A 22,653-nucleotide genomic window follows, 5' to 3' on the forward strand; every position below is an offset into this window, starting at 1 on the left:
GTCCTGCCCATCCACCGGAGGTCTCCTCGTGACCGCGCCCCGCCCCAGCACTCCCCGCAAGGTCTTCGGCAGGCTGTCCCTGCCCGAGCGGACCTATGTGACGGACGCGCTGCGCACCGAGACCGTCGGCGGTGTGCTGCTGCTCGCCGCCGCCGTCGCCGCCCTGCTGTGGGCGAACATCCCCGGTCTGCGCGACAGCTACGAGAGCGTCTCCGACTTCCATCTGGGCCCCTCCTCCCTCGGCCTCGACCTGTCGGTCGCGCACTGGGCCGCCGACGGCCTGCTGGCGATCTTCTTCTTCGTCGCCGGGATCGAACTCAAGCGCGAGCTCGTCGCGGGAGACCTGCGGGACCCGAAGGCCGCCGCGCTCCCCGTCGTCGCCGCCCTGTGCGGCATGGCCGCACCGGCGCTCGTCTACACCGTCACCAGCGCCACCGGGGGCGGCTCCCTGGCCGGCTGGGCCGTGCCGACCGCCACCGACATCGCCTTCGCGCTCGCCGTGCTCGCGGTCATCGGCACGTCCCTGCCCAGCGCGCTGCGCGCCTTCCTGCTCACGCTCGCCGTCGTCGACGACCTCTTCGCGATCCTGATCATCGCGGTGTTCTTCACGGCCGACCTGAACTTCGCCGCGCTCGGCGGCGCCGCGGCGGGCCTCCTGGTCTTCTGGCTGCTGCTGCGCAAGGGCGTCCGCGGCTGGTACGTGTACGTGCCGCTCGCGCTCGTCGTCTGGGCGCTGATGTACAACAGCGGCATCCACGCCACCATCGCCGGTGTCGCCATGGGCCTGATGCTGCGCTGCCACCGCGAGGAGGGCGAGGACCACTCCCCCGGGGAGCACATCGAGCACCTCGTGCGGCCCCTGTCGGCGGGCCTGGCCGTACCGCTGTTCGCGTTGTTCAGCGCGGGGGTCTCCGTCTCGGGCGGGGCGCTGGCCGACGTGTTCACCAAGCCCGAGACCCTCGGGGTCGTCCTCGGGCTGGTCGTCGGCAAGGCGCTCGGCATCTTCGGCGGGACCTGGCTGACGGCCCGCTTCACCCGCGCCTCGCTCAGCGACGACCTGGCCTGGCCGGACGTGTTCGCGGTGGCGAGCCTCGCCGGCATCGGCTTCACCGTCTCGCTGCTCATCGGGGAACTCGCCTTCTCCGGCGACCAGACGATGACGGACGAGGTCAAAGCCGCCGTCCTGCTGGGCTCGCTCATCGCCGCGACACTCGCGACCGTCCTGCTGAAGATCCGGAACGTGAAGTACCGCCGGCTGTACGAGCAGGAGAACCGCGACGAGGACGCCGACGGCATCCCGGACGTCTACGAGGAGGACGATCCGGCCTACCACCTGCGGCTCGCGGACCTCTACGACCGCAAGGCCGCCGAGCACCGCCGCATCGCCCGGGAGAAGGCGGCGGCGCGGCACGGGCTTGCCGAAGTGCCGGGCGGGGCAGGCGATGACCGCGACGGTCCGGCATGATCTGACGAGACGGTACAAAAGACGGGACCGTACGCAGTCAGGCCGTACGCAGTCGGACGACTGCGGCGGGTCAGGCACAGAACGCGGAAATCGGACCGTACGCAGAAGAGGGAGACCGCGATGAGCGCACCCGACGGCAGCCCGGTCGGCGCCGAACGCAGCATCGGCCAACTGTTCGCCTCGGCCACGGCGGACATGTCGGCGCTGGTGCACGACGAGATCGCGCTGGCGAAGGCGCAGCTCAAGCAGGACGTGAAGCGGGGCGCGACCAGTGGCGGCGCCTTCTCGGCGGCCGGCGCGGTGCTGATCTTCTCCCTGCCGATGCTGAACTTCGCACTGGCGTACGGCATTCGCACCTGGAGCGACTGGAACCTCGCGGTCTGCTTCCTGCTGTCGTTCGCGGCGAACGTGCTGGTCGCGGTCGTGCTCGCACTGATCGGCGTGGTGTTCGCGAAGAAGGCCAAGAAGAGCAAGGCCCCGCAGAAGGTCGCCGCGTCGATGAAGGAGTCCGCGGGCGTCCTGCAGAACGCCAAACCGCACCCCCGCCCGGAGCTCGCGCAGGACCGGGTCCCCGAGGCGATCGAGGCTGTGGCACGCTCGTCGTCATGACCGACCCCGCCACTCCTCCGGCACAGCCGGCCTCGGCCGTGCTCCTGGACGGCCCCTGGACCCACCGCGACGTCGCCGCCAACGGCGCCCGCTTCCACATCGCCGAGCTGGGTGACGGGCCGCTGGTGCTGCTGCTGCACGGCTTCCCGCAGTTCTGGTGGACCTGGCGGCACCAGCTGGTGGCGCTCGCCGACGCGGGTTTCCGGGCCGTCGCCATGGACCTGCGGGGCGTCGGCGGCAGCGACCGCACGCCACGCGGCTACGACCCCGCCAACCTCGCGCTCGACGTCACCGGGGTCATCCGCTCGCTCGGTGAGCCGGACGCCGCGCTCGTCGGCCACGACCTGGGCGGATACCTCGCCTGGACCGCGGCAGCGATGCGCCCCAAGCTGGTGCGGCGCCTCGCGGTCGCGTCCATGCCACACCCGCGGCGCTGGCGCTCGGCGATGCTGACCGATGTCAAGCAGAGCCGCGCCGGTTCACACATCTGGGGGTTCCAGCGCCCCTGGATTCCCGAGCGGCAGCTCACCGCCGACGACGGGGAGCTCGTGGCCCGGCTGATCCAGGACTGGTCGGGACCGCGCCCGCCGGAGGAGGAGGCGCTGGAGAACTACCGCCGCGCCATGTGCATCCCCTCCGCGGCGCACTGCGCCGTCGAGCCGTACCGCTGGATGGTGCGCTCGCTGGCCCGCCCCGACGGCATCCAGTTCAACCGCAGGATGAAGCGGCCCGTGCGCGTGCCGACGCTCCATCTGCACGGCTCGCTCGACCCGGTGATGCGCACGCGCAGCGCGGCCGGCTCCGGCGAGTACGTCGAAGCCCCTTACCGCTGGCGGCTGTTCGACGGCCTCGGCCACTTCCCGCACGAGGAGGACCCGGCGGCGTTCTCCTCCGAACTCATCAACTGGCTGCGGGATCCCGAGCCCGATCGGTGACCGGCCGGGCGCACCCGGTGGCCGGTCCGTGAACGCTTGTCCTACGAACGGCCACTTGCCCGGCGCATAGGCCAATTGGACGCCCCGGAGGCGGTTATCGACCATGGGGCGGGGGCACACGTCGGGGTATGGGCTGGACGCACGACTACAGTGACGCAAGCCGCAATCGCCGCTCGGCGGGCGGTGCGAACCCCCACCAGCGAAGCGGTGCACCGCAGATGGTGACCACCGACCCCAGGGTCGGTATTCCGCGTATCCTCCGCCGTCGGGCCCGCTGGGTCTCGGTCCGGCTGCGCCACACACGCGACTGAGGCCTCACCCTCGCGGGTGACACACCGACAGGCCCCGCTCCGGGCACCCTCCTAGAGGGCGCAGCTGTCGCTGTCCACCTGCTGGGTGGCGCTGCGCCCCTCGGTGATGTCCGGCTGGATCTCGTCCACGGTCAGCGCGTACCCGGTCTCGGCGTCGTCGAGTGACTTCGCGAAGACCACGCCGTACACCTTGCCGTCGGGCGTGAGCAGCGGGCCGCCGGAGTTGCCCTGGCGGACGGTCGCGTACAGGGAGTAGACGTCGCGGCGGACCGTGCCGCGGTGGTAGATGTCCGGGCCGTTGGCCGTGATGCGTCCGCGCACGCGCGCGGCCCGTACGTCGTACGCCCCGTTCTCCGGGAAGCCGGCGACGATCGCGTCGTCGCCGCTGCTCGCGTCCTCGGTGGTGAACCGCAGCACCGGCGCCTTGAGGTCGGGCACGTCGAGGACGGCGATGTCGCGCCGCCAGTCGTAGAGCACGACGGTGGCGTCGTACTTCCTGCCCTCGCCTCCTATCTGCACGGTGGGCTCGTCGACGCCGCCCACCACGTGCGCGTTGGTCATGACGCGGCGGTCGGCGAAGACGAAGCCGGTGCCCTCCAGGACCTTGCCGCAGCTGGGGGCCGTGCCCATCACCTTGACGATGGAGCGCTGGGCGCGGGTCGCCACCGAGCTGTCCGCCAGCTCCGGGTCGGGCGGCTGGACGTCGGTGATCGGCTCGTTGGAGAACGGGCTGAAGACCTGCGGGAAGCCGTTCTGCGCGAGGACGGTGGAGAAGTCGGCGAACCAGGTGTCGGCCTGGTCCGGCAGCGCCTGGGAGACGCCCTGCAGCACCTTGGAGTTGCGGACCTCCTTGCCGAGCGTCGGCAGCGTCGTGCCCGCGAGGGCCGAGCCGATCAGCCAGGCCACCAGGAGCATCGCCACGACGTTGACCAGGGCGCCGCCGGTGGCGTCGAGGGCCCGGGCCGGGGACCAGGTGATGTGCCGGCGCAGCTTGTTGCCGAGGTGGGTGGTGAGCGCCTGGCCGACGGAGGCGCAGACGATGACCACGACGACCGCGATCACGGCGGCGGTCGTGCTGACCTCGGCGTTGTCCGTGAGCGCGTCCCAGATGACGGGCAGCACGTAGACCGCGACGAGGCCACCGCCCAGGAAGCCGATCACCGACAGGATGCCGACGACGAACCCCTGGCGGTATCCCACGACCGCGAACCACACGGCGGCGACCAGCAACAAGATGTCCAGCACATTCACGGAGGCCACCCTGTCATGCGCGCCAGTCGAGCGGGACCTGCTTCTCCCGGTCCCAGGGCCGCTCCCAGCCCGCGTAGTGCAGCAACCGGTCGATGATTCCGGCCGTGAAACCCCAGACCAGGGCGGATTCGACCAGAAATGCCGGGCCGCGGTGCCCGCTGGGGTGGACCGTGGTGGCCCTGTTCGCCGGGTCCGTGAGATCTACCACGGGGACGGTGAAGACCCGGGCGGTCTCGTTCGGATCGACCACGCCGACCGGGCTCGGCTCGCGCCACCAGCCCAGCACCGGGGTCACCACGAAGCCGCTGACCGGGATGTACAGCCGGGGCAGCACGCCGAACAGCTGGACGCCGGAGGGGTCGAGCCCGGTCTCCTCCTCCGCCTCGCGCAGGGCGGCCCGCAGCGGGCCGTCACCGGACGGGTCGCCGTCCTCCGGGTCGAGGGCCCCGCCGGGGAACGAGGGCTGCCCGGCGTGCGAGCGCAGGGAGCTCGCACGCTCCATGAGCAGCAGCTCAGGCCCCCGGTCGCCTTCACCGAACAGGACCAGCACGGCTGACTGGCGCCCGGCGCCGTCCTCCGGGGGCAGGAAGCGGCTCAGCTGCGTCGGCCGGACCGTCTCCACGGCGTGCACCACCGGGTCCAGCCAGCCGGGCAGGCCCTCCTTGCTCACCGTCACCGGCCCGCCCTGTGTGTCGCTCGCCCGCGTCATCGCCACCCCCGTCGTCCTGCCGCATCCAACGCCCGGCGCCCCCGAGATCGTTCCGCGAACGGCCGCGATCCGTCGTTCGTGGGGCTCGTGAGGGGGCCTGGACGGCGCGCGGGAGGTGCAGGAGGGCTCGCGGGGCGGGACGTGCGCGCCGCACGACCGTCCGGGGCCGCCGCCCCGTGGCCCGGGCCGCTCATCCGGCCCCCAGCGGAGGGGCGGGCTTGCCACCCGCGTCCAGGTACGCCTGCGGGGGCCGCAGGCGCTGGCCCGGGAAGCCGCCCTTCTCGTACTTGAGCAGCTTCTTCGCCTTCTCCGGGTCGGTCTCGCCCTCGCCGTAGGCCGGGCAGAGCGCGGTGATCGGGCAGGCACCGCAGGCGGGCTTGCGGGCGTGGCAGATGCGGCGGCCGTGCCAGATCACGTGGTGCGAGAGGTCCGTCCAGTCGCTCTTCGGGAACAGCGCGCCGATCGCGGCCTCGATCTTGTCCGGGTCGGTCTCGGCCGTCCACCGCCAGCGGCGCACCAGGCGCTGGAAGTGCGTGTCCACGGTGATACCGGGGCGCCCGAAGGCGTTGCCGAGCACGACGAACGCCGTCTTGCGGCCGACGCCCGGCAGCTTGACCAGGTCCTCCAGCCGGCCGGGCACCTCCCCGCCGAAGTCCTCGACCAGGGCCTTCGACAGCCCCATGACCGACTTCGTCTTCGCCCGGAAGAAGCCGCACGGGCGGAGGATCTCCTCCACCTCCTCCGGGTTGGCGGCGGCCAGATCCTCGGGGGTGGGGTACTTGGCGAAGAGGGCGGGTGTCGTCTGGTTGACGCGCAGGTCGGTGGTCTGGGCGGACAGCACCGTGGCGACGACGAGCTGGAAGGGGTTGTCGAAGTCCAGCTCGGGGTGGGCGTACGGATAGACCTCGGCGAGCTCGCGGTTGATGCGGCGGGCCCGGCGGACCAGGGCCGTACGCGACTCGTCGCCCGGCGGGTGCACGACGGCCGTGGCGGGGGCGGTGCCCTTGACGCGGGCAGTGGCCTTCTTCGGCGCGACGGTCACCTTCTTGGCGGCCGGGGCCTTCTTCACGGCAGCGGCCTTCGTCGCGGCGGCGGGCTTCTTCACGGCGGCGGCCTTCGTCGCGACCGCGGTCTTCTTCACAGGCGGGGCCTTCTTCACAGGCGCGGTCTTCTTCGCGGCCGTGCTCTTCTCGGCACCCGCCGTCTTCTTCGCGCCCGCCGTCCTCTTGGCACCCGCCGTCTTCTTCGCGCCCGCCGTCCTCTTGGCACCCGCCGTCTTCTTCGCGCCGGCCGTCTTCTTCGCGGCCGACGTCTTCTTCACAGTCGACGACGATTTCTTCACAGATGTCGCCTTCTTTACAGATGCGGCTTTCTTCGCAGGCGTCGCTTTCTTCGCGGACGCCTTATTGCCGTCGGCTCCCACTGTCTCCGCGGGCGCCTTCCCGGCCGGCCTCGACTTTCCGGAGGGCGTGGCCTCCTCTGCCGCTTTCGCCGTTTTCCTACCGCCATCGGGGCTCTGTTCGCCCACAGCGGAATCGCGACGTACAACCACCCGCGCAGCCCCCTCGGCCTGTGCTCTCACCGGCGATTTGGACACCCGGCCAGCCTAAGGGCAGGCACCCTCATCCGCTCCGGCCCCTGAAGATCGGCGCCCAATTGGACCCCTGCCGCGTACCCCGGGACACCTGTGCGGCATCCTTGTGACAGATCACACTGTTTGGACCGTCCGGCAAAATGGGCACCACGGTCCCCTGGTACACAGGGGAGCAAGATCCCCTGAGCAGGTCGAAAGGGAGAGAACTCGTGGACGACGTTCTGCGGCGCAATCCGCTCTTCGCGGCGCTCGATGACGAGCAGGCCGCGGAACTCCGCGCCTCCATGAGTGAGGTGACCCTCGCCCGCGGTGACTCGCTGTTCCACGAGGGCGACCCGGGTGACCGCCTGTACGTGGTCACGGAGGGCAAGGTCAAGCTCCACCGCACGTCCCCCGACGGCCGCGAGAACATGCTGGCGGTGGTCGGCCCCGGAGAGCTGATCGGCGAGCTGTCGCTGTTCGACCCGGGTCCGCGCACCGCGACCGCCACGGCGCTGACCGAGGTGAAGCTGCTCGGCCTCGGCCACGGCGACCTCCAACCCTGGCTGAACGCCCGCCCGGAGGTGGCCACCGCCCTCCTGCGGGCCGTCGCACGCCGGCTGCGCAAGACCAACGACGCGATGTCCGACCTGGTCTTCTCGGACGTCCCGGGCCGCGTGGCCCGCGCCCTGCTGGACCTGTCCCGCCGCTTCGGCGTGCAGTCCGAGGAGGGCATCCACGTCGTCCACGACCTGACGCAGGAGGAGCTCGCCCAGCTGGTCGGCGCGTCCCGCGAGACGGTCAACAAGGCCCTGGCCGACTTCGCCCAGCGCGGCTGGCTCCGTCTGGAGGCCCGCGCGGTGATCCTGCTCGACGTGGAGCGCCTCGCCAAGCGCTCGCGCTGAGCCGCACGCGCCGTACGTCATCGGGCCCCGTCTCCTCACGAGACGGGGCCCGACGTCGTGTCCGGTCAGGTCGGGCCCGGTCAGGTCGGGCCTGGTCAGGTCGGGCCCGGTCAAATCCGGTCTGGTCCGGCCCGGTCAGATGAGCCCGTGCTCGCGCAGGTAGTCCAGCTGCGCCCGCACGGACAGTTCCGCCGCCGGCCACAGGGAGCGGTCCACGTCCGCGTAGACGTGGGCGACGACCTCGACCGGGTGGCGGTGGCCGTTCTCCACGGCCGTCTCGACCTGGGCGAGGCGGTGGGCGCGGTGGGCGAGGTAGAACTCGACGGCGCCCTGGGCGTCCTCCAGGACCGGTCCGTGGCCCGGCAGGACCGTGTGGACGCCGTCGTCGACCGTGAGGGACCTGAGGCGGCGCAGCGAGTCGAGGTAGTCGCCGAGACGGCCGTCGGGGTGGGCGACGACCGTGGTGCCGCGGCCGAGGATCGTGTCGCCGGTGAGGACCGCCCGGTCGGCCGGGAGGTGGAAGCAGAGGGAGTCACCGGTGTGGCCCGGGGTCGGGACCACGCGCAGTTCGAGGCCGCCGGTGGTGATGACGTCTCCGGCGGCCAGCCCTTCGTCGCCGAGTCGCAGGGCCGGATCGAGGGCACGCACGCGCGTGCCGGTCAGTTCGGCGAACCGGGCGGCGCCCTCAGCGTGGTCGGGGTGACCGTGGGTCAGCAGGGTGAGGGCGACGCGCTTGCCGGACCGCTCGGCCGTCGCGACGACCTCGCGCAGGTGCCCCTCGTCGAGGGGGCCCGGGTCGACCACGACCGCCAGGTCCGAGTCGGGCTCGGACAGGATCCAGGTGTTCGTGCCGTCCAGGGTCATCGCCGACGGGTTGGGGGCCAGGACGTTGACGGCCCGCGCGGTGGCGGGACCCGAGAGGACCCCGCCGCGGGGCTGGCCGGGAAGGGCTGCTGCGTCCGTCATGCGGTGGCTCCGCCGGTCGGGAGGTGCGGGACGTGCTTGGTGAACTCGTCGTGGCCCGGCCAGGAGAGCACGATCTCGCCGTCCACCAGGCGCGCGGTGGCCAGCACGGGGGTCAGGTCGCGCCCCGGGGCGTCCGCGAGCGCCTGGGCGGCCGTCCCGTAGGCCGTCAGCTGGCGCAGGGTCGCGATGGTCGGCGGCATCATCAGCAGCTCGCCCTCGTCGTACCCGGCGGCGGCCTCGCGCGGGGAGATCCACACCGTGCGGTCGGCCTCCGTGGAGGCGTTGCGGGTGCGCTGCCCCTGGGGCAGGGCGGCCACGAAGAACCAGGTGTCGTAGCGGCGGGCCTCGAACTCCGGGGTGATCCAGCGGGTCCAGGCGCCGAGCAGGTCGGAGCGCAGGACGAGTCCGCGGCGGTCCAGGAACTCCGCGAAGGACGTCTCCCGTGCGACCAGGGCGGCCCGGCCCGCCTCCCAGTCGGGGCCCGTGGTGTCGCCGACGACCGAGTCGGGCGTCTCGCCGGCGAGCAGCACGCCCGCCTCCTCGTACGTCTCCCGCACGGCAGCGCAGACGATCGCCTGGGCCGCCGTCTCGTCCACGCCGAGCCGGTCCGCCCACCACGCGCGCGTGGGGCCCGCCCAGCGGACGTGGTGGTCGTCGTCGCGCGGGTCGACCCCGCCGCCCGGATACGCGTACGCGCCTCCGGCGAAGGCCATGGAGGCGCGTCGGCGCAGCATGTGGACGACCGGGCCGCGGCCGGTGTCCTTCAGGAGCATGACGGTGGCCGCGCGCTTCGGGGTCACCGGGGTGAGGGTGCCGGCCGCGAGTGCGCGGATGCGGTCCGGCCACTCCGGGGGGTACCACTGACCGTTCGCCATGGGCGCGAGGCTATCCCGTGACGGGCGGATGTTCGAGTGGCCCCCGGGGCGGATTCCGCAGATGGGACCGCCGCAAGGGGACCCGGGGCCGTCGCCCGACAACCCTCGACAACCCTCGACAACCCTCGACAGCCGTCGACAGCCGTCGACAGCTCTTAGGCGAGCTCCACCTGGATCTCGACCTCCACCGGCGCGTCCAGCGGCAGCACCGCCACGCCCACGGCGCTGCGGGCGTGCACGCCCTTGTCGCCGAGAACCTCGCCGAGCAGCTCGCTCGCTCCGTTCAGCACCGCGGGCTGGCCCGTGAAGTCCGAGGCCGACGCCACGAAGCCGACGACCTTGACCACGCGCGCGATGCGGTCCAGGTCACCGGCGACGGACTTGACGGCGGCCAGGGCGTTCAGCGCACACGTGCGTGCCAGCTCCTTGGCCTCCTCCGGGGTGACCTCGGCGCCGACCTTGCCGGTGACCGGAAGCTTGCCGTCCACCATCGGGAGCTGCCCCGCGGTGTAGACGTACGGCCCGGACTGCACGGCCGGCTGGTACGCGGCCAGCGGCGGGACCACGTCGGGCAGGCTCAGGCCGAGCTCGGCCAGCTTCGCCTCGACGGCGCCCATCACTGCTTCTCCCGCTTCAGGTAGGCCACGAGCTGCTCGGGGTTGTTCGGCCCGGGCACGACCTGGACGAGCTCCCAGCCGTCCTCGCCCCAGGTGTCCAGAATCTGCTTCGTGGCGTGGACGAGCAGCGGCACGGTTGCGTATTCCCACTTGGTCATGCGGCCGACTCTAGCCCCTGCCCGAGGGGGGTCACGCGGCCGACCACGGCCACGCCCGCCGGCCGACCCCGGCACCGGTTGTCCACAGCCTCCCGCGTGGCCCGGGCACGGACTGGTTAGGCTCGAATACGTGAGCAGGCTCCAGGTCGTCAGCGGCAAGGGCGGTACCGGTAAGACCACGGTGGCCGCGGCCCTAGCGCTGGCCCTGGCCACCGAGGGGAAGCGGACGCTTCTCGTCGAGGTCGAGGGCCGTCAGGGCATCGCGCAGCTCTTCGAAACCGAAGCGCTGCCTTATGAGGAGCGGAAGATCGCCGTCGCTCCCGGGGGCGGGGAGGTGTACGCACTGGCCATCGACCCCGAACAGGCCCTTCTGGACTACCTCCAGATGTTCTACAAACTGGGCAGCGCCGGGAGGGCACTGAAGAAGCTCGGCGCGATCGACTTCGCCACCACCATCGCGCCCGGTCTGAGGGATGTGCTCCTCACCGGCAAGGCGTGCGAGGCGGTGCGCCGCAAGGAGCGCAGCGGGCGCTTCACGTACGACTACGTCGTCATGGACGCCCCGCCGACCGGGCGCATCACCCGGTTCCTGAACGTCAACGACGAGGTGGCCGGCCTCGCCAAGATCGGCCCGATACACAATCAGGCGCAGGCCGTGATGAGGGTGCTCAAGTCGCCCCAGACGGCGGTGCACCTGGTCACGCTGCTGGAGGAGATGCCCGTCCAGGAGACCGCGGACGGCATCGCCGAGCTGCGCTCGGCCCGGCTGCCGGTGGGGCGGATCATCGTGAACATGGTGCGGCCGGAGGTGTTGGACGCCACCGACCTGGAACTCGTACGGACGGTTACGCGTTCCACTGTCGCGCGGTCCCTGTCGTCCGCCGGGCTCGGCGGGGCGCGGCGCGGCGGCCACGCCGAGCGGCTGGTGGACCCGCTGCTGACGCAGGCCGAGGAGTACGCCGAGCGGTACACGCTGGAGCACGAGCAGCGTGCGGTGCTGGCCGAGCTGGGCCTGCCGCTGCACGAACTGCCGCTGTACTCCGAGGGCATGGACCTGGCGGCGCTGTACGAGCTGGCCCGCGAGCTGCGCGAGCAGGGCGTGTCATGAGCCCGGCGGTGGGTGGCCCGCGGCAGAGCACACGGGCATGGCCCGTCATGAGTCGGAAGCAGGGGATGTCATGAGTCGTCCGGACCCGGCCCACGGCCACGACCCGGCCCGCCATCTCGCCCCCGCGCGCGTGCTCGACGTCGATCCGCTGCTGCAGGACCCGAAGACCCGGATCGTGGTCTGCTGCGGCTCGGGCGGGGTCGGCAAGACCACGACCGCGGCCGCCCTGGGGCTGCGCGCCGCGGAGGCGGGTCGCAAGGTCGTCGTCCTCACCATCGACCCGGCCCGGCGGCTCGCCCAGTCCATGGGCATCGACTCCCTCGACAACACCCCGCGCCGTGTGAAGGGCATCGACGACTCCGCGGGCGGCGAGCTGCACGCGATGATGCTCGACATGAAGCGCACCTTCGACGAGATCGTCGAGGCGCACGCGGACCGCGACCGGGCCGCCGCGATCCTGGGCAACCCCTTCTACCAGTCGCTCTCGGCGGGCTTCGCGGGCACGCAGGAGTACATGGCGATGGAGAAGCTCGGGCAGCTGCGCGCCCGGGACGAGTGGGACCTGATCGTCGTCGACACCCCGCCGTCCCGCTCGGCGCTGGACTTCCTGGACGCGCCCAAGCGGCTCGGGTCGTTCCTGGACGGCCGGCTGATCCGGCTGCTGACGGCCCCGGCGAAGCTGGGCGGCCGCGCCGGGATGAAGTTCCTGAACGTGGGGATGTCGATGATGACCGGCACCCTCGGCAAGCTGCTCGGCGGTCAGCTCCTGAAGGACGTCCAGACGTTCGTGTCGGCGATGGACACCACGTTCGGCGGCTTCCGCACGCGCGCGGACGCGACGTACAAGCTGCTCCAGGCGCCCGGGACGGCCTTCCTCGTGGTCGCGGCCCCGGAGCGGGACGCCCTGCGCGAGGCCGCCTACTTCGTGGAACGCCTGGCCGCTGAGGACATGCCGCTGGCGGGTCTGGTGCTCAACCGGGTCCACGGCAGCGGCGCCGGCGGGCTGTCGGCCGAGCGGGCGCTCGCCGCTGCGGAAAATCTTGAAGAGCCCGGCATTGTGGATCAGGAGGACGGGAAAGCAGTACTTCGTAACTCCCCCGACGCAGAAGACAGTTCAGACTCTCCCCCGTCCGGTACCCCAGCTCGTGCCTCTGCTCCGGCTTCCGACGGCGGCTCCCCCACCGCGGACGCCGAGGGCGTCGAAGACAGCGAGGACATCCCGCAGCCCGCGGGCACCGCGGACCCCGAGCGGTCCGTGGACCAGCTCACCGCGGGCCTGTTGAGGCTGCACGCCGAGCGCATGCAGCTGCTCTCCCGCGAGCAGCGCACGCGTGACCGCTTCACCGCGCTCCACCCGGAGGTGGCCGTGACGGAGGTGGCCGCGCTGCCGGGCGACGTGCACGACCTCGCGGGACTGCGCGAGATCGGCGACCGGCTGGCGGCCGACGCACGCGAGCTGCCCGACCCGGCGACCGCGCCGCCCGGGACGGACACCGCACCGGAGGCGAGTGCCTGACGCCCGAGGGCGACCCGGCGCTGACGGATGACCCCGAGCCGGGGGGCGACGTGAGCCGGGCGGCGACCCGGTGACGGTGAAGGGCCCGTCAAGGGCCCTCGGACCTGCACACCGTTACCGTCTCGATCATGCCGTCGGCATCGCGATCACGCCGTTGCCGTCTCGATCACGCCGTGGGCATGCGGATCATGCCGTTGTCGTCTCGATCACACCGTTGTCGTCCCGATCCCGGTGGGACTCAGCTCACCGCCGCGTAGTTCTCGTACACCTCGTCGTCGTCGAGGGGCACGACACCCGTACCGCGCTCGTACTCCGTGCGCGCGGTCTCCAGCAGCCGGCGCCAGGAGGTCACTGTGGGCCGCCTGCGCAGCAACGCGCGGCGCTCCCGCTCCGTCATGCCTCCCCACACGCCGAACTCGACGCGGTTGTCCAGCGCGTCGGCCAGGCACTCCGTACGCACCGGGCATCCGGTGCACACCGCCTTGGCCCTGTTCTGCGCTGCTCCTTGAACGAACAGTTCATCCGGATCGGTAGTGCGGCAGGCCGCCTGCGCACTCCAGTCGGTTACCCAGCCCATACCGGCGCCGTCCTCTCCCGAATCGAGGCTCCCCCACGGCGGCAGCGGCATATTCACCGCCGCCAGTTGAGGACGTTACGGAAGGTGGGCACAGCGCAACACCCCCAGCGGGCCCAATCTTGAATGGCCCGAACGGACTATGGGTAAGCGGCAGATCACCCGGGGGAGTGACCTGACGACATACAGAACTTTCCTGGCAAACCAGGACAGTTCAGTTGCGTCACATCGGGCGCCCTATGACACTCAAGGCGGATTCGGACACGACCCCACCGAAAAAGTTGGGGAACACCCGGAACGATTCGGGTTCGCCGGACGTATTGATACGTGGCCTCGCTGCTGTGACAGTTGAGAGCAGCTTAGGCCAATGCCTATACGCCTGTCCGGCGAATGAGAACGTAGGCTGCCCTCATGCCAAAGAAGCGTTCGGGTGGTGGTCTGTCTCCCACGCAGCAGGCCGCCAAGTTCCTCGGTGTCAGTGTCCTCGCGGGGACCGTGCTGGCCGGCATCGCGCTGCCCGCGGTCGGTGCGCTGGGTCTGGCGGCGAAGGGATCGGTCGAGAGTTTCGACGACCTCCCGGCCACCATGAAGACCCCGCCGCTGAGCCAGCGGACCAGCATCCTCGACGCCGACGGCGGCCCCATCGCCACCGTCTACTCGCGCGACCGCACGGTGGTCCCCCTCAAGGACGTCTCGCCGTACATGCAGAAGGCGATCGTCGCGATCGAGGACTCGCGCTTCTACCAGCACGGCGCGGTCGACCTGAAGGGCGTCCTGCGCGCCCTCAACAAGAACGCGCGCAGCGGTGAGGTCGCCCAGGGCGCCTCCACGCTGACCCAGCAGTACGTGAAGAACGTCTTCGTCGAGGAGGCCGGCGACGACCCGACGAAGGTCGCCCAGGCCACCCAGCAGACCATCGGCCGCAAGATCCGCGAGCTCAAGTACGCGATTCAGGTCGAGGAGGAGCTGGGGAAGAAGAAGATCCTCGAGAACTACCTGAACATCACGTTCTTCGGGCAGCAGGCCTACGGCGTCGAGGCCGCGGCCCGGCGCTACTTCTCCAAGTCCGCCAAGGACCTGGACATCCCGGAGGCGGCCCTCCTCGCCGGCATCGTCCAGTCGCCCAGCCGCTACGACCCGGTCAACGACGAGGCGGAGGCCACCAAGCGGCGCAACATCGTGCTGCAGCGGATGGCCGAGGTCGGCGACATCTCCCGGGTGCAGGCCGCCGAGGCGATGAAGGCGCCGCTGGGCCTGAAGGTCAGCAAGCCCAAGAACGGCTGCATCACCGCGGTCAAGGGCGCCGGCTTCTTCTGCGACTACGTGCGCGAGGTCTTCCTCAACGACCCGGTCTTCGGCAAGACCAGGGAGGCGCGGGCGAAGATCTGGAACCAGGGCGGCCTCACCATCCGCACCACCATGGACCCGCAGGCCCAGAACGCGGCACAGGCCTCCATCAAGGACCACGTCTACAAGAGCGACGAGGTGGCCACCGCCGCGACCATCGTGCAGCCCGGCACCGGCAAGGTCCTCGCCATGGGCCAGTCGCGTCCGTACGGCTTCAAGAAGAACGAGACACAGATCAACCTCTCCGTCGACCAGTCGATGGGCGGCGGCATGGGCTACCAGCCCGGTTCGACGTTCAAGCCGATCGTGGCGGCGGCAGCCCTCGACGACGGCATGCCGGCGAACAAGGTGTACTCCTCGCCGTACCGGATGGCCTACCCCAGCCCGGTCGCGGCCTGCAACGGCAAGCGGTGGCAGAACGACCCCGCCAACCCGGCCAAGCTGGAGAACGAGAACGAGTCGGAGGTCGGCCCGTACGACATGAAGGAGGCGACCGCCAAGTCGGTCAACACCTACTACGTGCAGATGATCAGCGACATCGGCATCTGCCCGGTGACGACCATGGCGAAGAAGATGGGCGTCGTGCGGGCCGACGGCGACAAGATGCCGCAGGTGCCCTCCATCGCCCTCGGCACCCAGGAGATGTCCCCGCTGACCATGGCGAACGCCTACGCGACCTTCGCCTCGCGCGGCATGTACTGCACGCCGGTCGCCATCGAGTCGGTCAGCCGCCGGGTCGGCGACAAGACCACGTCGATGGAGGTCCCGAAGTCGACGTGCTCGCGCGCGATGTCGGAGAAGACGGCCGACACGATCAACGCGCTGCTGAAGGGCGTCGTCGAGGACGGCACGGGTTCCAAGGCGGGCCTCGGCAGCCGTCCCAGCGCGGGCAAGACCGGTACGACGGACGAGCGCTACGCCGCCTGGTTCGTGGGCTACACGCCGAACATGGCGGGCGCGGTGTGGGTCGGCGACCCGGCGCACAAGCGGAAGATGACCGGCATCACCATCGGCGGCCGCTCGTACGGCAAGGTCTTCGGCGGTGAGGTCCCCGGCCCGATCTGGCGCGACATGATGTCCGGCGCGCTGGAGGGCAAGCCCGTCGAGAACTTCAACGACGTCGACATCCCCAGCGGCATCGACCGGGACCGCGACGAGGACGAAGGCGACGGCGGCAACCGCGACGACGGGGGCAACGGCGACAACGACGGCTTCATCGGCGGCCTGGTCGGCGGCAACAACGGCGGCGGGGGCGGCGACCCCTTCCCGACCCCCTCGTTCTCCATCCCGGAGGGCTTCTGGCGCGGCCAGGGCAACGGGGGCGGGAACGGCAACGGCGGAGGATTCCGCTGAGGCGGCGTGACCCCTGACCCCGAGGGTGTGACCCTGAGCCCGGGTGACTCTGAGCCCGGAGTGTGACCCTTGAGACTGAGCCCGGGTGACTCTGAGCCCGGGGTGTGTCCCTTGAGACTGAGCCCGGGTGACTCTGAGCCCGGGGTGTGACCCTTGAGACCGAATGTGATCCCTGAGACCGGATGTGACCCCTGAGACCGACCCGGTCAGTCACAAGCCGCGGCCCCCTCCCACCGCCCGGGTGGAAGGGGGCCGCGGCCGTGCGCGGGGACCGGCTCAGCCGGCCAGCAGCTTCTTCACCGCGGCGGCGACGCGGCCGCCCTCGGCCTGCCCGGCGACCTTCGGGTTCACGATCTTCATGACCGCGCCCATGGCCCGCGGGCCCTCCGCCCCGGCCGCCTTGGCCTCCTCGACGGCCTGGGCCACGATCTGCTGGAGTTCCTCGTCGGACAGCTGCTTCGGCAGATACGTGGCGAGCACCTCGCCCTCCGCCTTCTCCCGCTCGGCCTGCTCGGGACGACCACCCTGTGCGAAGGCCTCGGCCGCCTCACGCCGCTTCTTCGCCTCGCGGGTGATCACCTTCTGGACCTCGTCGTCGGAGAGCTCGCGCTTCTCCTTGCCCGCGACCTCCTCCTTGGTGATCGCGGCGAGCGTCAGCCGGAGCGTCGAGGAGCGCAGCTCGTCGCGCTCCTTGATCGCGGCGTTGAGGTCATCCTGCAGCTTCGACTTGAGCGTGGTCATGGCTCGATTGTCGCAGGTGCGGAGCGGAAGACGCCCCCTGATTTCGGGGGCGGCGCGACAAGGACCGGTGCGGCCAGGGCATTTCGCACACCGCCGGGCGCGGCCTGCCCGCCCGGTCTGACACGATGGCCGTATGCGCGCGCGATACGGAGTCCCCCTGGGAATCGCGGCGGCTGGTGCCGCCGGTCTGTTGTACGCCGCGGGCTTCGAGGCCCGCTCCTTCCGCCTGCGCCGGGTCACCGTCCCGGTGCTGCCCCCGGGGATGCGTCCCCTGCGCGTGCTCCAGGTCTCCGACATCCACATGGTCGGCGGCCAGTACAAGAAGCAGCGCTGGCTGCGCTCCCTGGCCGGTCTGCGCCCCGACTTCGTGATCAACACGGGCGACAACCTCTCCGACCCGGAGGGCGTCCCGGAGGTTCTCGACGCGCTCGGCCCGCTGATGGAGTTCCCGGGCGCGTACGTCTTCGGCTCCAACGACTACTACGGTCCGAAGCTGCGCAACCCCGCCCGCTACCTGCTCGAGAAGGCCCAGGGCCGCCACGGCCTCAACGGCAACGCCCCGGCCGTCGGCGTGGTGCACAACCCCTGGGAGGACCTGCGCGACGGTTTCGACGCGGCGGGCTGGCTCAACCTGACCAACACGCGCGGCACGCTCAAGATCGAGGGCGTCTCCCTGGAGCTGACCGGCCTGGACGATCCGCACATCAAGAGGGACCGCTACGAGGAGGTGGCCGGCGGCCCGTCCGGCACGGCGGACTTCTCGATGGGCGTCGTCCACGCGCCCTACCTGCGCTCACTGGACGCGTTCACGGCCGACGACTACCCCCTGATCCTGGCCGGCCACACCCACGGCGGCCAGCTGTGCATCCCCTTCTACGGCGCCCTGGTCACCAACTGCGACCTGGACACGGACCGGGTGAAGGGCCTGTCGACGCACACGGCCGAGGGCCGGACGTCGTACCTGCACGTGTCGGCGGGCTGCGGTACGAACCGCTACACACCGGTACGGTTCGCTTGCCCGCCGGAGGCGACGTTGCTGACGTTGGTGGGCCGGGAGTAGCCCGGCAACCCGGCAACCTGGCAACCCGGCAACCTGGCAACCCGGCATCTCGATACCCCTGTAACTCGGTACCCCGGTAACCCGCACAGCCGCACCCATATCGCCCCCCATGTCCGCTTCTGTCAGCGTGGGGGCATGACAGCCCCGATACCCAGGGACATCCCGGACCTCCCCGCGATCCCGCGCAAGCAGGCGCTCCGCCCCTCCCCCGTCCCCGCCACGGCCGTCGTCGCCCCGGTCCGCCGCCCCGCGGCTGCGGCGTACCGCCTGCTGATCGCCCTCGCGGCGGCCGGTGGCGTGACCCTCGAACTGCTCCTCGGCGACCCGGCGCGGGCCCTGAGCCTCTTCGCGATCCAGAGCAACATCCTGCTGGCCCTGGTGATGGCCTTCTCGGCGCGCCGGGCATGGACGGCCAGGCGCCCGATCCCGGGCTCGGTCATGGGCGCGACCCTGCTGTACGTCCTCATGACGACCTTGGTGCACCACCTGCTGCCGGCGAACGGGGCGGCCCCTCCCTCGGGCTGGCAGGACCTGGCCCACCACACCCTTTACACGGTGACGCCGATCGCGGCCGTACTGGACTGGCTGCTGCTCACCGCCCCCGGCCGCCTGCACCTGCGCAACGCCCCGGCCTGGCTCCTCTACCCCCTGGCCTACCTGGCCTTCTCCCTCATCCGAGGCGAGCTGCTCCTCCCGGGCACGCCCGACCGCTACCTCTACCCCTTCCTGGACGTCGGCCAGGACGGCTACAAGCGGGTTTTCGGCAACGCCCTGCTCCTGGGCCTCTCCTGCTACGCCCTGGCCCTGCTCCTCGTGGCGCTCGACCATACCCGCCCGAACCCCATCCGCCACCGCGGCAAAACCGGATTTCGTCTCTAGCCACCGGTGGGCTAAAGTAAACGACGTCGCCGCGACAGCAGCGACATCGGGGTGTAGCGCAGCTTGGCAGCGCGCTTCGTTCGGGACGAAGAGGTCGTGGGTTCAAATCCCGCCACCCCGACACAGGTCAGAGGCCCATTCGCTTGATCGCGAATGGGCCTCTGCGTGTGGGTGCAGAGACGGAGTGCGGCAGCCTCTCCGATCTCTTGACGGCGTGGTCTCCGCCAAAGGAACGCGCGCCCAGACCTCCATGGTCGCCGCGATCTCGGAGTGGCGGAGAATCTCAAGGCGATCGGAGGGCGGACGCCAGGTGTCCGGTCGCGGAGGCGGCGCCTCGATCTTGGCCGTGCCGGTGTGGAGCAGCCACCGGTGAACGAGTTGCCGGCGCGCCATCCCCCGCAGGGGTGGCGGGCGGTGAGTCCCTGCTCCTTGGCCACTCCGGGGCCCAATGGCATGGACCACAGCGGCGCCTTCAGACCTCGGCATGGTGGTGGCCGGGTGCCGCCGCACCAGCTACCTTAAGCGCGCCTGACCGCGGCATGGCATCGTGTCCGGCCCTCAGTGGGCCGAGATTGCCGTGGCGACCGCCAGCGGCAACCGTCCTGGCGCTGGATGCTCAGGGCCGCTTCAAGGCGTGAACGTGGTTCAGGCCCATAATCTGAGGAAGGCAGCACTCGTGGGTGGTAGTTGGACAGGCTTAGTGGTTGCAGTCGTGGGCGTGGTGGGCACGCTGGGAGCGGCACTGCTGACGCAGAACCGGGCGGATCGCACAAAACGCCTGGAATTGCAGGCTGCGGCGGAGCAGCGGCGGGAAGAACGCGAGCACGCCGAAGCGCTGCTGCAGGCGGAGCAGGCTCAAGTCCGCCAGCGCGAGAGCCTGGAGCTGAGGCGCAGGTGTTACATCGACCTGAACACAGCTTCGCGGCAATTCGTGACGGCGATGACCAACTATCTGCATGCGCTGCGGCGCGACGTGGACGTCGAAGCATCTCTGGCACAACTGGAGAACTGCCGGTCCACCTTTCGGGACGCCTATTCGGAAGCTCAAATGATCGCCCCAGACCCGGTGCTACAGGTATGCAGTGTTGCCAAGACCCGGTTGAACACCGCGTACGGGAAGTTCAAACAGGCTGGACCGTCCCTGTCCGGACTCGTGGCCGAGCTCCAGGACCTGGAGGACGAACTGCACCGTGAGGTCTGGCCATTCGTGGGGGCGCAGAAGGGTGCCATGCGATCGGACCTGGGCATCGAATCCGCCGATTAGTGCTGTGCTGATCAAGCGGCCCGGCCCGGAGCCACCCGGTGGCTCACCCTTCAGGCAGCCGGGCAGGACCACGCAGAGGGGAAGTCCGTTGCGTGAGGGCGTGATGGCCGCAACCCCCCGCGGACGGCCCAACCCGGCGCGCGGACGGTGGATGCTTCCGTAGCATGTGAGGCGTGACAGTCCGTACGCAGTGCCGCCGCGCGTGGCCGCCCCTGGGGCGGTGGCGGGTGCTGTTGCTGTTCGGGCTGCTCGCCGGGCTGCTCGGGATGCACGGGCTCGGGCCCGGCGGTGCGGTGGGTGCGCAGGGGCACGCGTCCCCCGCGCATCACTCCCACGCCGTCTCCGGGCACGCGCACGCGGGGACGACCGGCGACGAGTTCGTGTGTCACGGCGACGACGGGGGCGGCGGGCACGCGCAGCACGCCGATGCGACCTGTGCGTCCGGGGCCGTCGGCGCGGGGCCGGTTCTGCCCGTGCCCGTGCTCGGGGCCGGTGCGCCCGTGGCCGCGGTCGACAGTCCGGCCGGTGCGTTCACGGCGTCCGAGGGCGGGCGTGCCCCGCCCAGTCTGGCCGAACTGCAGCTCCTGCGGATCTAGGACAAGGCCTGAGCCGTGCCGTCCCTCGTCGAGGGCGGACGCGGCGCTCCGCCATGTCCCGCGCCGATCGGCGCGTTCACCCCACCAGTACCTCGCAGGAGTACACCCATGACCAGCAACCGTTCCCTCGTCCGTCGTGCCGCCCTGGGCGTCACGGCCGTGACCGCCGCCTTCGTCCTCGCCGCCTGCGGTGGTGACGGCGGCTCCTCCGACACCGGCTCCGGCGCGCAGACCTCCGCCGGCGCGAGCGCCGAGGACACCGCCGGTGCCCACAACGATCAGGACGTCGACTTCGCGCAGGGCATGATCCCGCACCACCAGCAGGCGCTGCAGATGGCGCGGATGGCCGAGAGCCAGGCGTCCAGCGCCGAGGTCAAGGACCTCGCCTCCCGGATCGAGAAGGCCCAGGACCCGGAGATCAAGACCATGTCCGGCTGGCTGGAGGCGTGGGGCGAGGACGTGCCCTCCGGCATGCCCGGCATGGACCACGGCGGGCACGGCGACGGCTCGTCCGGGATGCCCGGAATGATGGACGACGAGGACATGGACAAGCTCATGGAGTCGTCCGGCGGTGACTTCGACACCATGTTCCTGACCATGATGATCGAGCACCACGAGGGTGCCGTCGAGATGGCCACCACCGAGAAGGACAAGGGCCAGTACGGGCCGGCCAAGAAGCTGGCCGACGACATCATCACCGCGCAGACCGCCGAGATCGAGGAGATGAACAAGCTCCTCGGCAAGGACGGCGGTTCCGGCACGAGCTGACGGTTCTCGAAGGCGGGCGGGCGACGGCAGGGGGAGTTTTCCCTTCCCTCCGCTTCGTCGCCCGTTCGCTTCGCCGGTCACCGCCCCTCCCCCTCGTATCTCCGCACGCCTCGCGAAAGACCTCAGCATGAAGATCCGGTCCCGTGCGGCCGCCGTCGTCTCCGCGGCCGCTCTCACGGCTCTCACGGCGGTGCTCTCCGCCTGTTCCCCGACGGCCGGTCCGCCGTCCGGCCCGGCAGCGGCCGACCATCCGGACCGCCCTGCCGTCAGCCACGTCCACGGCCTGGGCATCGACCCGGCCGACCGGCGCCTGTACGTCGCCACGCACCAGGGTGTGATCGCCGTGGCCGACGACGGCACCGCCCGGCGCGTCGGCGACAAGGCCGACTACATGGGCTTCACCGTCATCGGCCCGAAGACCTTCCTGGGCAGCGGCCACCCTGACGGGGACAGCGGCGCCCACGGCAACCTCGGTCTGATCCGGTCCACCGACGCCGGCAGGTCCTGGAAGACCCTCTCGCTGGGCGGCACGACCGATTTCCACTCCCTGGAGTACGCGCACGGCACCGTCTACGGCTACGACAGCACCCGCGGCGTCCTGCGCGTCAGCACCGACCGCACCACCTGGGACGACCGTGCCGAGCTGGGCGCCCTGGACATCGCCGTCAGCCCCCGGGACCGCGATGTGGTGCTCGCGACCACGGAGGACGGTGTCGCCAGGAGCACCGACGGCGGCCGGACCTTCGGCGCCGGCTCCGGTGAGGTCCTCGCGTACCTGTCCTGGCCGACGGGCGGGGCCCTGTACGGCGTCGCCCCTGACGGCGGGCTGCGCCGCAGCGGCGACGGGGGCGCCACCTGGCAGAAGGCGGGCACCGTTCCGGGCGGGCGGCCCCAGGCCCTGACCGCCGTGGACGCGCGGCGGGTCCTGGCCGCCACGGAGGGCGGGGTGTACGAGTCCCGGGACGGCGGCCGCACGATCGCCGAGCGTCTGCCCCTGGCCCCGGCCGCGGGGCACTGAGCGCGGCCGGCCTCGACAGGCGATCAGCCGCCGGCGTCCGGCCGCCGGCCCTCAG

Annotated in this window: 23 protein-coding genes and 1 tRNA gene; 15 read left to right on the forward strand and 9 right to left on the reverse strand. The window is 71.1% G+C overall.

Annotated features, from left to right (window positions below):
• Positions 1–28: 28 nt before the first annotated feature.
• From nhaA to ABZY20_RS23560, 4 genes are all read left to right on the forward strand, one after another.
• Positions 29–1,465: a Na+/H+ antiporter NhaA gene (gene nhaA, locus ABZY20_RS23545; RefSeq protein WP_356443495.1), complete on the forward strand. Its 1,437-nt coding sequence runs from the start codon at positions 29–31 to the stop codon at positions 1,463–1,465.
• 120 nt (positions 1,466–1,585) lie between these two features.
• Positions 1,586–2,074 carry a phage holin family protein gene (locus ABZY20_RS23550; protein WP_356443496.1) on the forward strand — a complete coding sequence of 163 codons (489 nt, stop codon included), beginning with the start codon at positions 1,586–1,588 and terminating at the stop codon, positions 2,072–2,074.
• Positions 2,071–3,009 (forward strand): alpha/beta hydrolase, encoded by a 939-nt coding sequence (locus ABZY20_RS23555; protein ID WP_356443497.1) that lies wholly within the window; start codon positions 2,071–2,073, stop codon positions 3,007–3,009. The genes ABZY20_RS23550 and ABZY20_RS23555 overlap by 4 nt, the downstream gene beginning before the upstream one ends.
• A 128-nt stretch (positions 3,010–3,137) precedes the next feature.
• On the forward strand, positions 3,138–3,320 hold the full coding sequence (locus ABZY20_RS23560; RefSeq protein WP_356443498.1) for a hypothetical protein: 183 nt from the start codon (positions 3,138–3,140) through the stop codon (positions 3,318–3,320).
• A gap of 51 nt (positions 3,321–3,371) precedes the next feature.
• Here the strand turns inward: ABZY20_RS23560 and ABZY20_RS23565 are convergent, their stop codons facing one another.
• From ABZY20_RS23565 to nth, 3 genes are all read right to left on the reverse strand, one after another.
• The gene (locus ABZY20_RS23565) at positions 3,372–4,571 is read right to left on the reverse strand and encodes a MarP family serine protease (RefSeq protein ID WP_356443499.1); all 1,200 of its coding nucleotides are present in this window, start codon (positions 4,569–4,571) and stop codon (positions 3,372–3,374) included.
• Positions 4,572–4,584: 13 nt separating this feature from the next.
• Positions 4,585–5,280, reverse strand: a complete 696-nt coding sequence (locus ABZY20_RS23570; protein WP_356443612.1) for a CoA pyrophosphatase — start codon at positions 5,278–5,280, stop codon at positions 4,585–4,587.
• 190 nt (positions 5,281–5,470) lie between these two features.
• On the reverse strand, positions 5,471–6,601 hold the full coding sequence (gene nth / locus ABZY20_RS23575; RefSeq protein WP_356443500.1) for an endonuclease III: 1,131 nt from the start codon (positions 6,599–6,601) through the stop codon (positions 5,471–5,473).
• 482 nt (positions 6,602–7,083) lie between these two features.
• Between nth and ABZY20_RS23580 the strand changes: the two genes are divergently transcribed.
• Entirely contained in the window at positions 7,084–7,758 is a 675-nt protein-coding gene (locus ABZY20_RS23580) for a Crp/Fnr family transcriptional regulator (protein WP_010031945.1), read from the forward strand.
• A 135-nt stretch (positions 7,759–7,893) separates the two neighbouring features.
• On the opposite strand, the gene ABZY20_RS23585 is transcribed toward ABZY20_RS23580, so the two are convergent.
• From ABZY20_RS23585 to ABZY20_RS23600, 4 genes are all read right to left on the reverse strand, one after another.
• Complete coding sequence (locus ABZY20_RS23585; RefSeq protein ID WP_356443501.1) at positions 7,894–8,724, reverse strand: MBL fold metallo-hydrolase; 831 nt, start codon at positions 8,722–8,724, stop codon at positions 7,894–7,896.
• Positions 8,721–9,599, reverse strand: coding sequence for an NUDIX hydrolase (locus ABZY20_RS23590; protein ID WP_356443502.1), 879 nt, complete (start codon positions 9,597–9,599; stop codon positions 8,721–8,723). Before ABZY20_RS23590 ends, ABZY20_RS23585 begins: the two co-directional genes overlap by 4 nt.
• Positions 9,600–9,754: 155 nt before the next feature.
• Positions 9,755–10,216: a RidA family protein gene (locus ABZY20_RS23595; RefSeq protein WP_031115991.1), complete on the reverse strand. Its 462-nt coding sequence runs from the start codon at positions 10,214–10,216 to the stop codon at positions 9,755–9,757.
• Complete coding sequence (locus ABZY20_RS23600) at positions 10,216–10,374, reverse strand: DUF4177 domain-containing protein (RefSeq protein ID WP_003991873.1); 159 nt, start codon at positions 10,372–10,374, stop codon at positions 10,216–10,218. Before ABZY20_RS23600 ends, ABZY20_RS23595 begins: the two co-directional genes overlap by 1 nt.
• A gap of 130 nt (positions 10,375–10,504) precedes the next feature.
• Between ABZY20_RS23600 and ABZY20_RS23605 the strand changes: the two genes are divergently transcribed.
• Both ABZY20_RS23605 and ABZY20_RS23610 read left to right on the forward strand, forming a co-directional pair.
• Positions 10,505–11,482 (forward strand): ArsA-related P-loop ATPase, encoded by a 978-nt coding sequence (locus ABZY20_RS23605; RefSeq protein ID WP_356443503.1) that lies wholly within the window; start codon positions 10,505–10,507, stop codon positions 11,480–11,482.
• Positions 11,483–11,552: 70 nt separating this feature from the next.
• Entirely contained in the window at positions 11,553–12,998 is a 1,446-nt protein-coding gene (locus ABZY20_RS23610) for an ArsA family ATPase (protein ID WP_356443504.1), read from the forward strand.
• A gap of 238 nt (positions 12,999–13,236) precedes the next feature.
• On the opposite strand, the gene wblA is transcribed toward ABZY20_RS23610, so the two are convergent.
• A complete protein-coding gene (wblA, locus tag ABZY20_RS23615) occupies positions 13,237–13,575 on the reverse strand; it encodes a transcriptional regulator WblA (RefSeq protein WP_190052608.1) in 339 nt (112 codons plus the stop codon).
• A 408-nt stretch (positions 13,576–13,983) separates the two neighbouring features.
• Here wblA and ABZY20_RS23620 point away from each other — a divergent pair, with 408 nt between their 5' ends.
• Entirely contained in the window at positions 13,984–16,272 is a 2,289-nt protein-coding gene (locus ABZY20_RS23620) for a transglycosylase domain-containing protein (RefSeq protein ID WP_356443505.1), read from the forward strand.
• A 276-nt stretch (positions 16,273–16,548) separates the two neighbouring features.
• On the opposite strand, the gene ABZY20_RS23625 is transcribed toward ABZY20_RS23620, so the two are convergent.
• Positions 16,549–17,013, reverse strand: a complete 465-nt coding sequence (locus tag ABZY20_RS23625) for a GatB/YqeY domain-containing protein (protein WP_356443506.1) — start codon at positions 17,011–17,013, stop codon at positions 16,549–16,551.
• Positions 17,014–17,146: 133 nt separating this feature from the next.
• On the opposite strand from ABZY20_RS23625, the gene ABZY20_RS23630 reads away from it, so the two are divergent.
• From ABZY20_RS23630 to ABZY20_RS23660, 7 genes are all read left to right on the forward strand, one after another.
• Complete coding sequence (locus ABZY20_RS23630) at positions 17,147–18,073, forward strand: metallophosphoesterase (protein ID WP_356443507.1); 927 nt, start codon at positions 17,147–17,149, stop codon at positions 18,071–18,073.
• A gap of 135 nt (positions 18,074–18,208) precedes the next feature.
• The gene (locus ABZY20_RS23635; RefSeq protein WP_356443508.1) at positions 18,209–18,952 is read left to right on the forward strand and encodes a Pr6Pr family membrane protein; all 744 of its coding nucleotides are present in this window, start codon (positions 18,209–18,211) and stop codon (positions 18,950–18,952) included.
• A gap of 47 nt (positions 18,953–18,999) precedes the next feature.
• Positions 19,000–19,073 (forward strand) — tRNA-Pro (locus ABZY20_RS23640).
• Between the two features lie 597 nt (positions 19,074–19,670).
• Positions 19,671–20,216: a hypothetical protein gene (locus ABZY20_RS23645; protein WP_356443509.1), complete on the forward strand. Its 546-nt coding sequence runs from the start codon at positions 19,671–19,673 to the stop codon at positions 20,214–20,216.
• Between the two features lie 173 nt (positions 20,217–20,389).
• On the forward strand, positions 20,390–20,812 hold the full coding sequence (locus tag ABZY20_RS23650; RefSeq protein WP_356443510.1) for a DUF6153 family protein: 423 nt from the start codon (positions 20,390–20,392) through the stop codon (positions 20,810–20,812).
• Positions 20,813–20,920: 108 nt separating this feature from the next.
• Positions 20,921–21,580, forward strand: coding sequence for a DUF305 domain-containing protein (locus ABZY20_RS23655; RefSeq protein ID WP_356443511.1), 660 nt, complete (start codon positions 20,921–20,923; stop codon positions 21,578–21,580).
• A 127-nt stretch (positions 21,581–21,707) separates the two neighbouring features.
• Entirely contained in the window at positions 21,708–22,598 is an 891-nt protein-coding gene (locus ABZY20_RS23660; RefSeq protein WP_356443512.1) for a F510_1955 family glycosylhydrolase, read from the forward strand.
• Positions 22,599–22,653: the final 55 nt, after the last annotated feature.

The organism is Streptomyces sp. NPDC006624 (genome assembly GCF_040611555.1).
Taxonomy (GTDB): domain Bacteria; phylum Actinomycetota; class Actinomycetes; order Streptomycetales; family Streptomycetaceae; genus Streptomyces.

Bases quoted from the DNA above. Each gene is read 5' to 3' on its own strand.
- ABZY20_RS23555 (WP_356443497.1), top strand. From the start codon at position 2,071: ATGACCGACCCCGCCACTCCTCCGGCACAGCCGGCCTCGGCCGTGCTC.
- ABZY20_RS23620 (WP_356443505.1), top strand. From the start codon at position 13,984: ATGCCAAAGAAGCGTTCGGGTGGTGGTCTGTCTCCCACGCAGCAGGCC.
- ABZY20_RS23625 (WP_356443506.1), bottom strand. From the start codon at position 17,013: ATGACCACGCTCAAGTCGAAGCTGCAGGATGACCTCAACGCCGCGATC.
- ABZY20_RS23590 (WP_356443502.1), bottom strand. From the start codon at position 9,599: ATGGCGAACGGTCAGTGGTACCCCCCGGAGTGGCCGGACCGCATCCGC.
- ABZY20_RS23550 (WP_356443496.1), top strand. From the start codon at position 1,586: ATGAGCGCACCCGACGGCAGCCCGGTCGGCGCCGAACGCAGCATCGGC.
- ABZY20_RS23630 (WP_356443507.1), top strand. From the start codon at position 17,147: ATGCGCGCGCGATACGGAGTCCCCCTGGGAATCGCGGCGGCTGGTGCC.
- ABZY20_RS23635 (WP_356443508.1), top strand. From the start codon at position 18,209: ATGACAGCCCCGATACCCAGGGACATCCCGGACCTCCCCGCGATCCCG.
- ABZY20_RS23660 (WP_356443512.1), top strand. From the start codon at position 21,708: ATGAAGATCCGGTCCCGTGCGGCCGCCGTCGTCTCCGCGGCCGCTCTC.
- ABZY20_RS23560 (WP_356443498.1), top strand. From the start codon at position 3,138: ATGGGCTGGACGCACGACTACAGTGACGCAAGCCGCAATCGCCGCTCG.
- wblA (WP_190052608.1), bottom strand. From the start codon at position 13,575: ATGGGCTGGGTAACCGACTGGAGTGCGCAGGCGGCCTGCCGCACTACC.
- ABZY20_RS23595 (WP_031115991.1), bottom strand. From the start codon at position 10,216: ATGGGCGCCGTCGAGGCGAAGCTGGCCGAGCTCGGCCTGAGCCTGCCC.
- ABZY20_RS23600 (WP_003991873.1), bottom strand. From the start codon at position 10,374: ATGACCAAGTGGGAATACGCAACCGTGCCGCTGCTCGTCCACGCCACG.
- ABZY20_RS23655 (WP_356443511.1), top strand. From the start codon at position 20,921: ATGACCAGCAACCGTTCCCTCGTCCGTCGTGCCGCCCTGGGCGTCACG.
- ABZY20_RS23610 (WP_356443504.1), top strand. From the start codon at position 11,553: ATGAGTCGTCCGGACCCGGCCCACGGCCACGACCCGGCCCGCCATCTC.
- ABZY20_RS23570 (WP_356443612.1), bottom strand. From the start codon at position 5,280: ATGACGCGGGCGAGCGACACACAGGGCGGGCCGGTGACGGTGAGCAAG.
- ABZY20_RS23585 (WP_356443501.1), bottom strand. From the start codon at position 8,724: ATGACGGACGCAGCAGCCCTTCCCGGCCAGCCCCGCGGCGGGGTCCTC.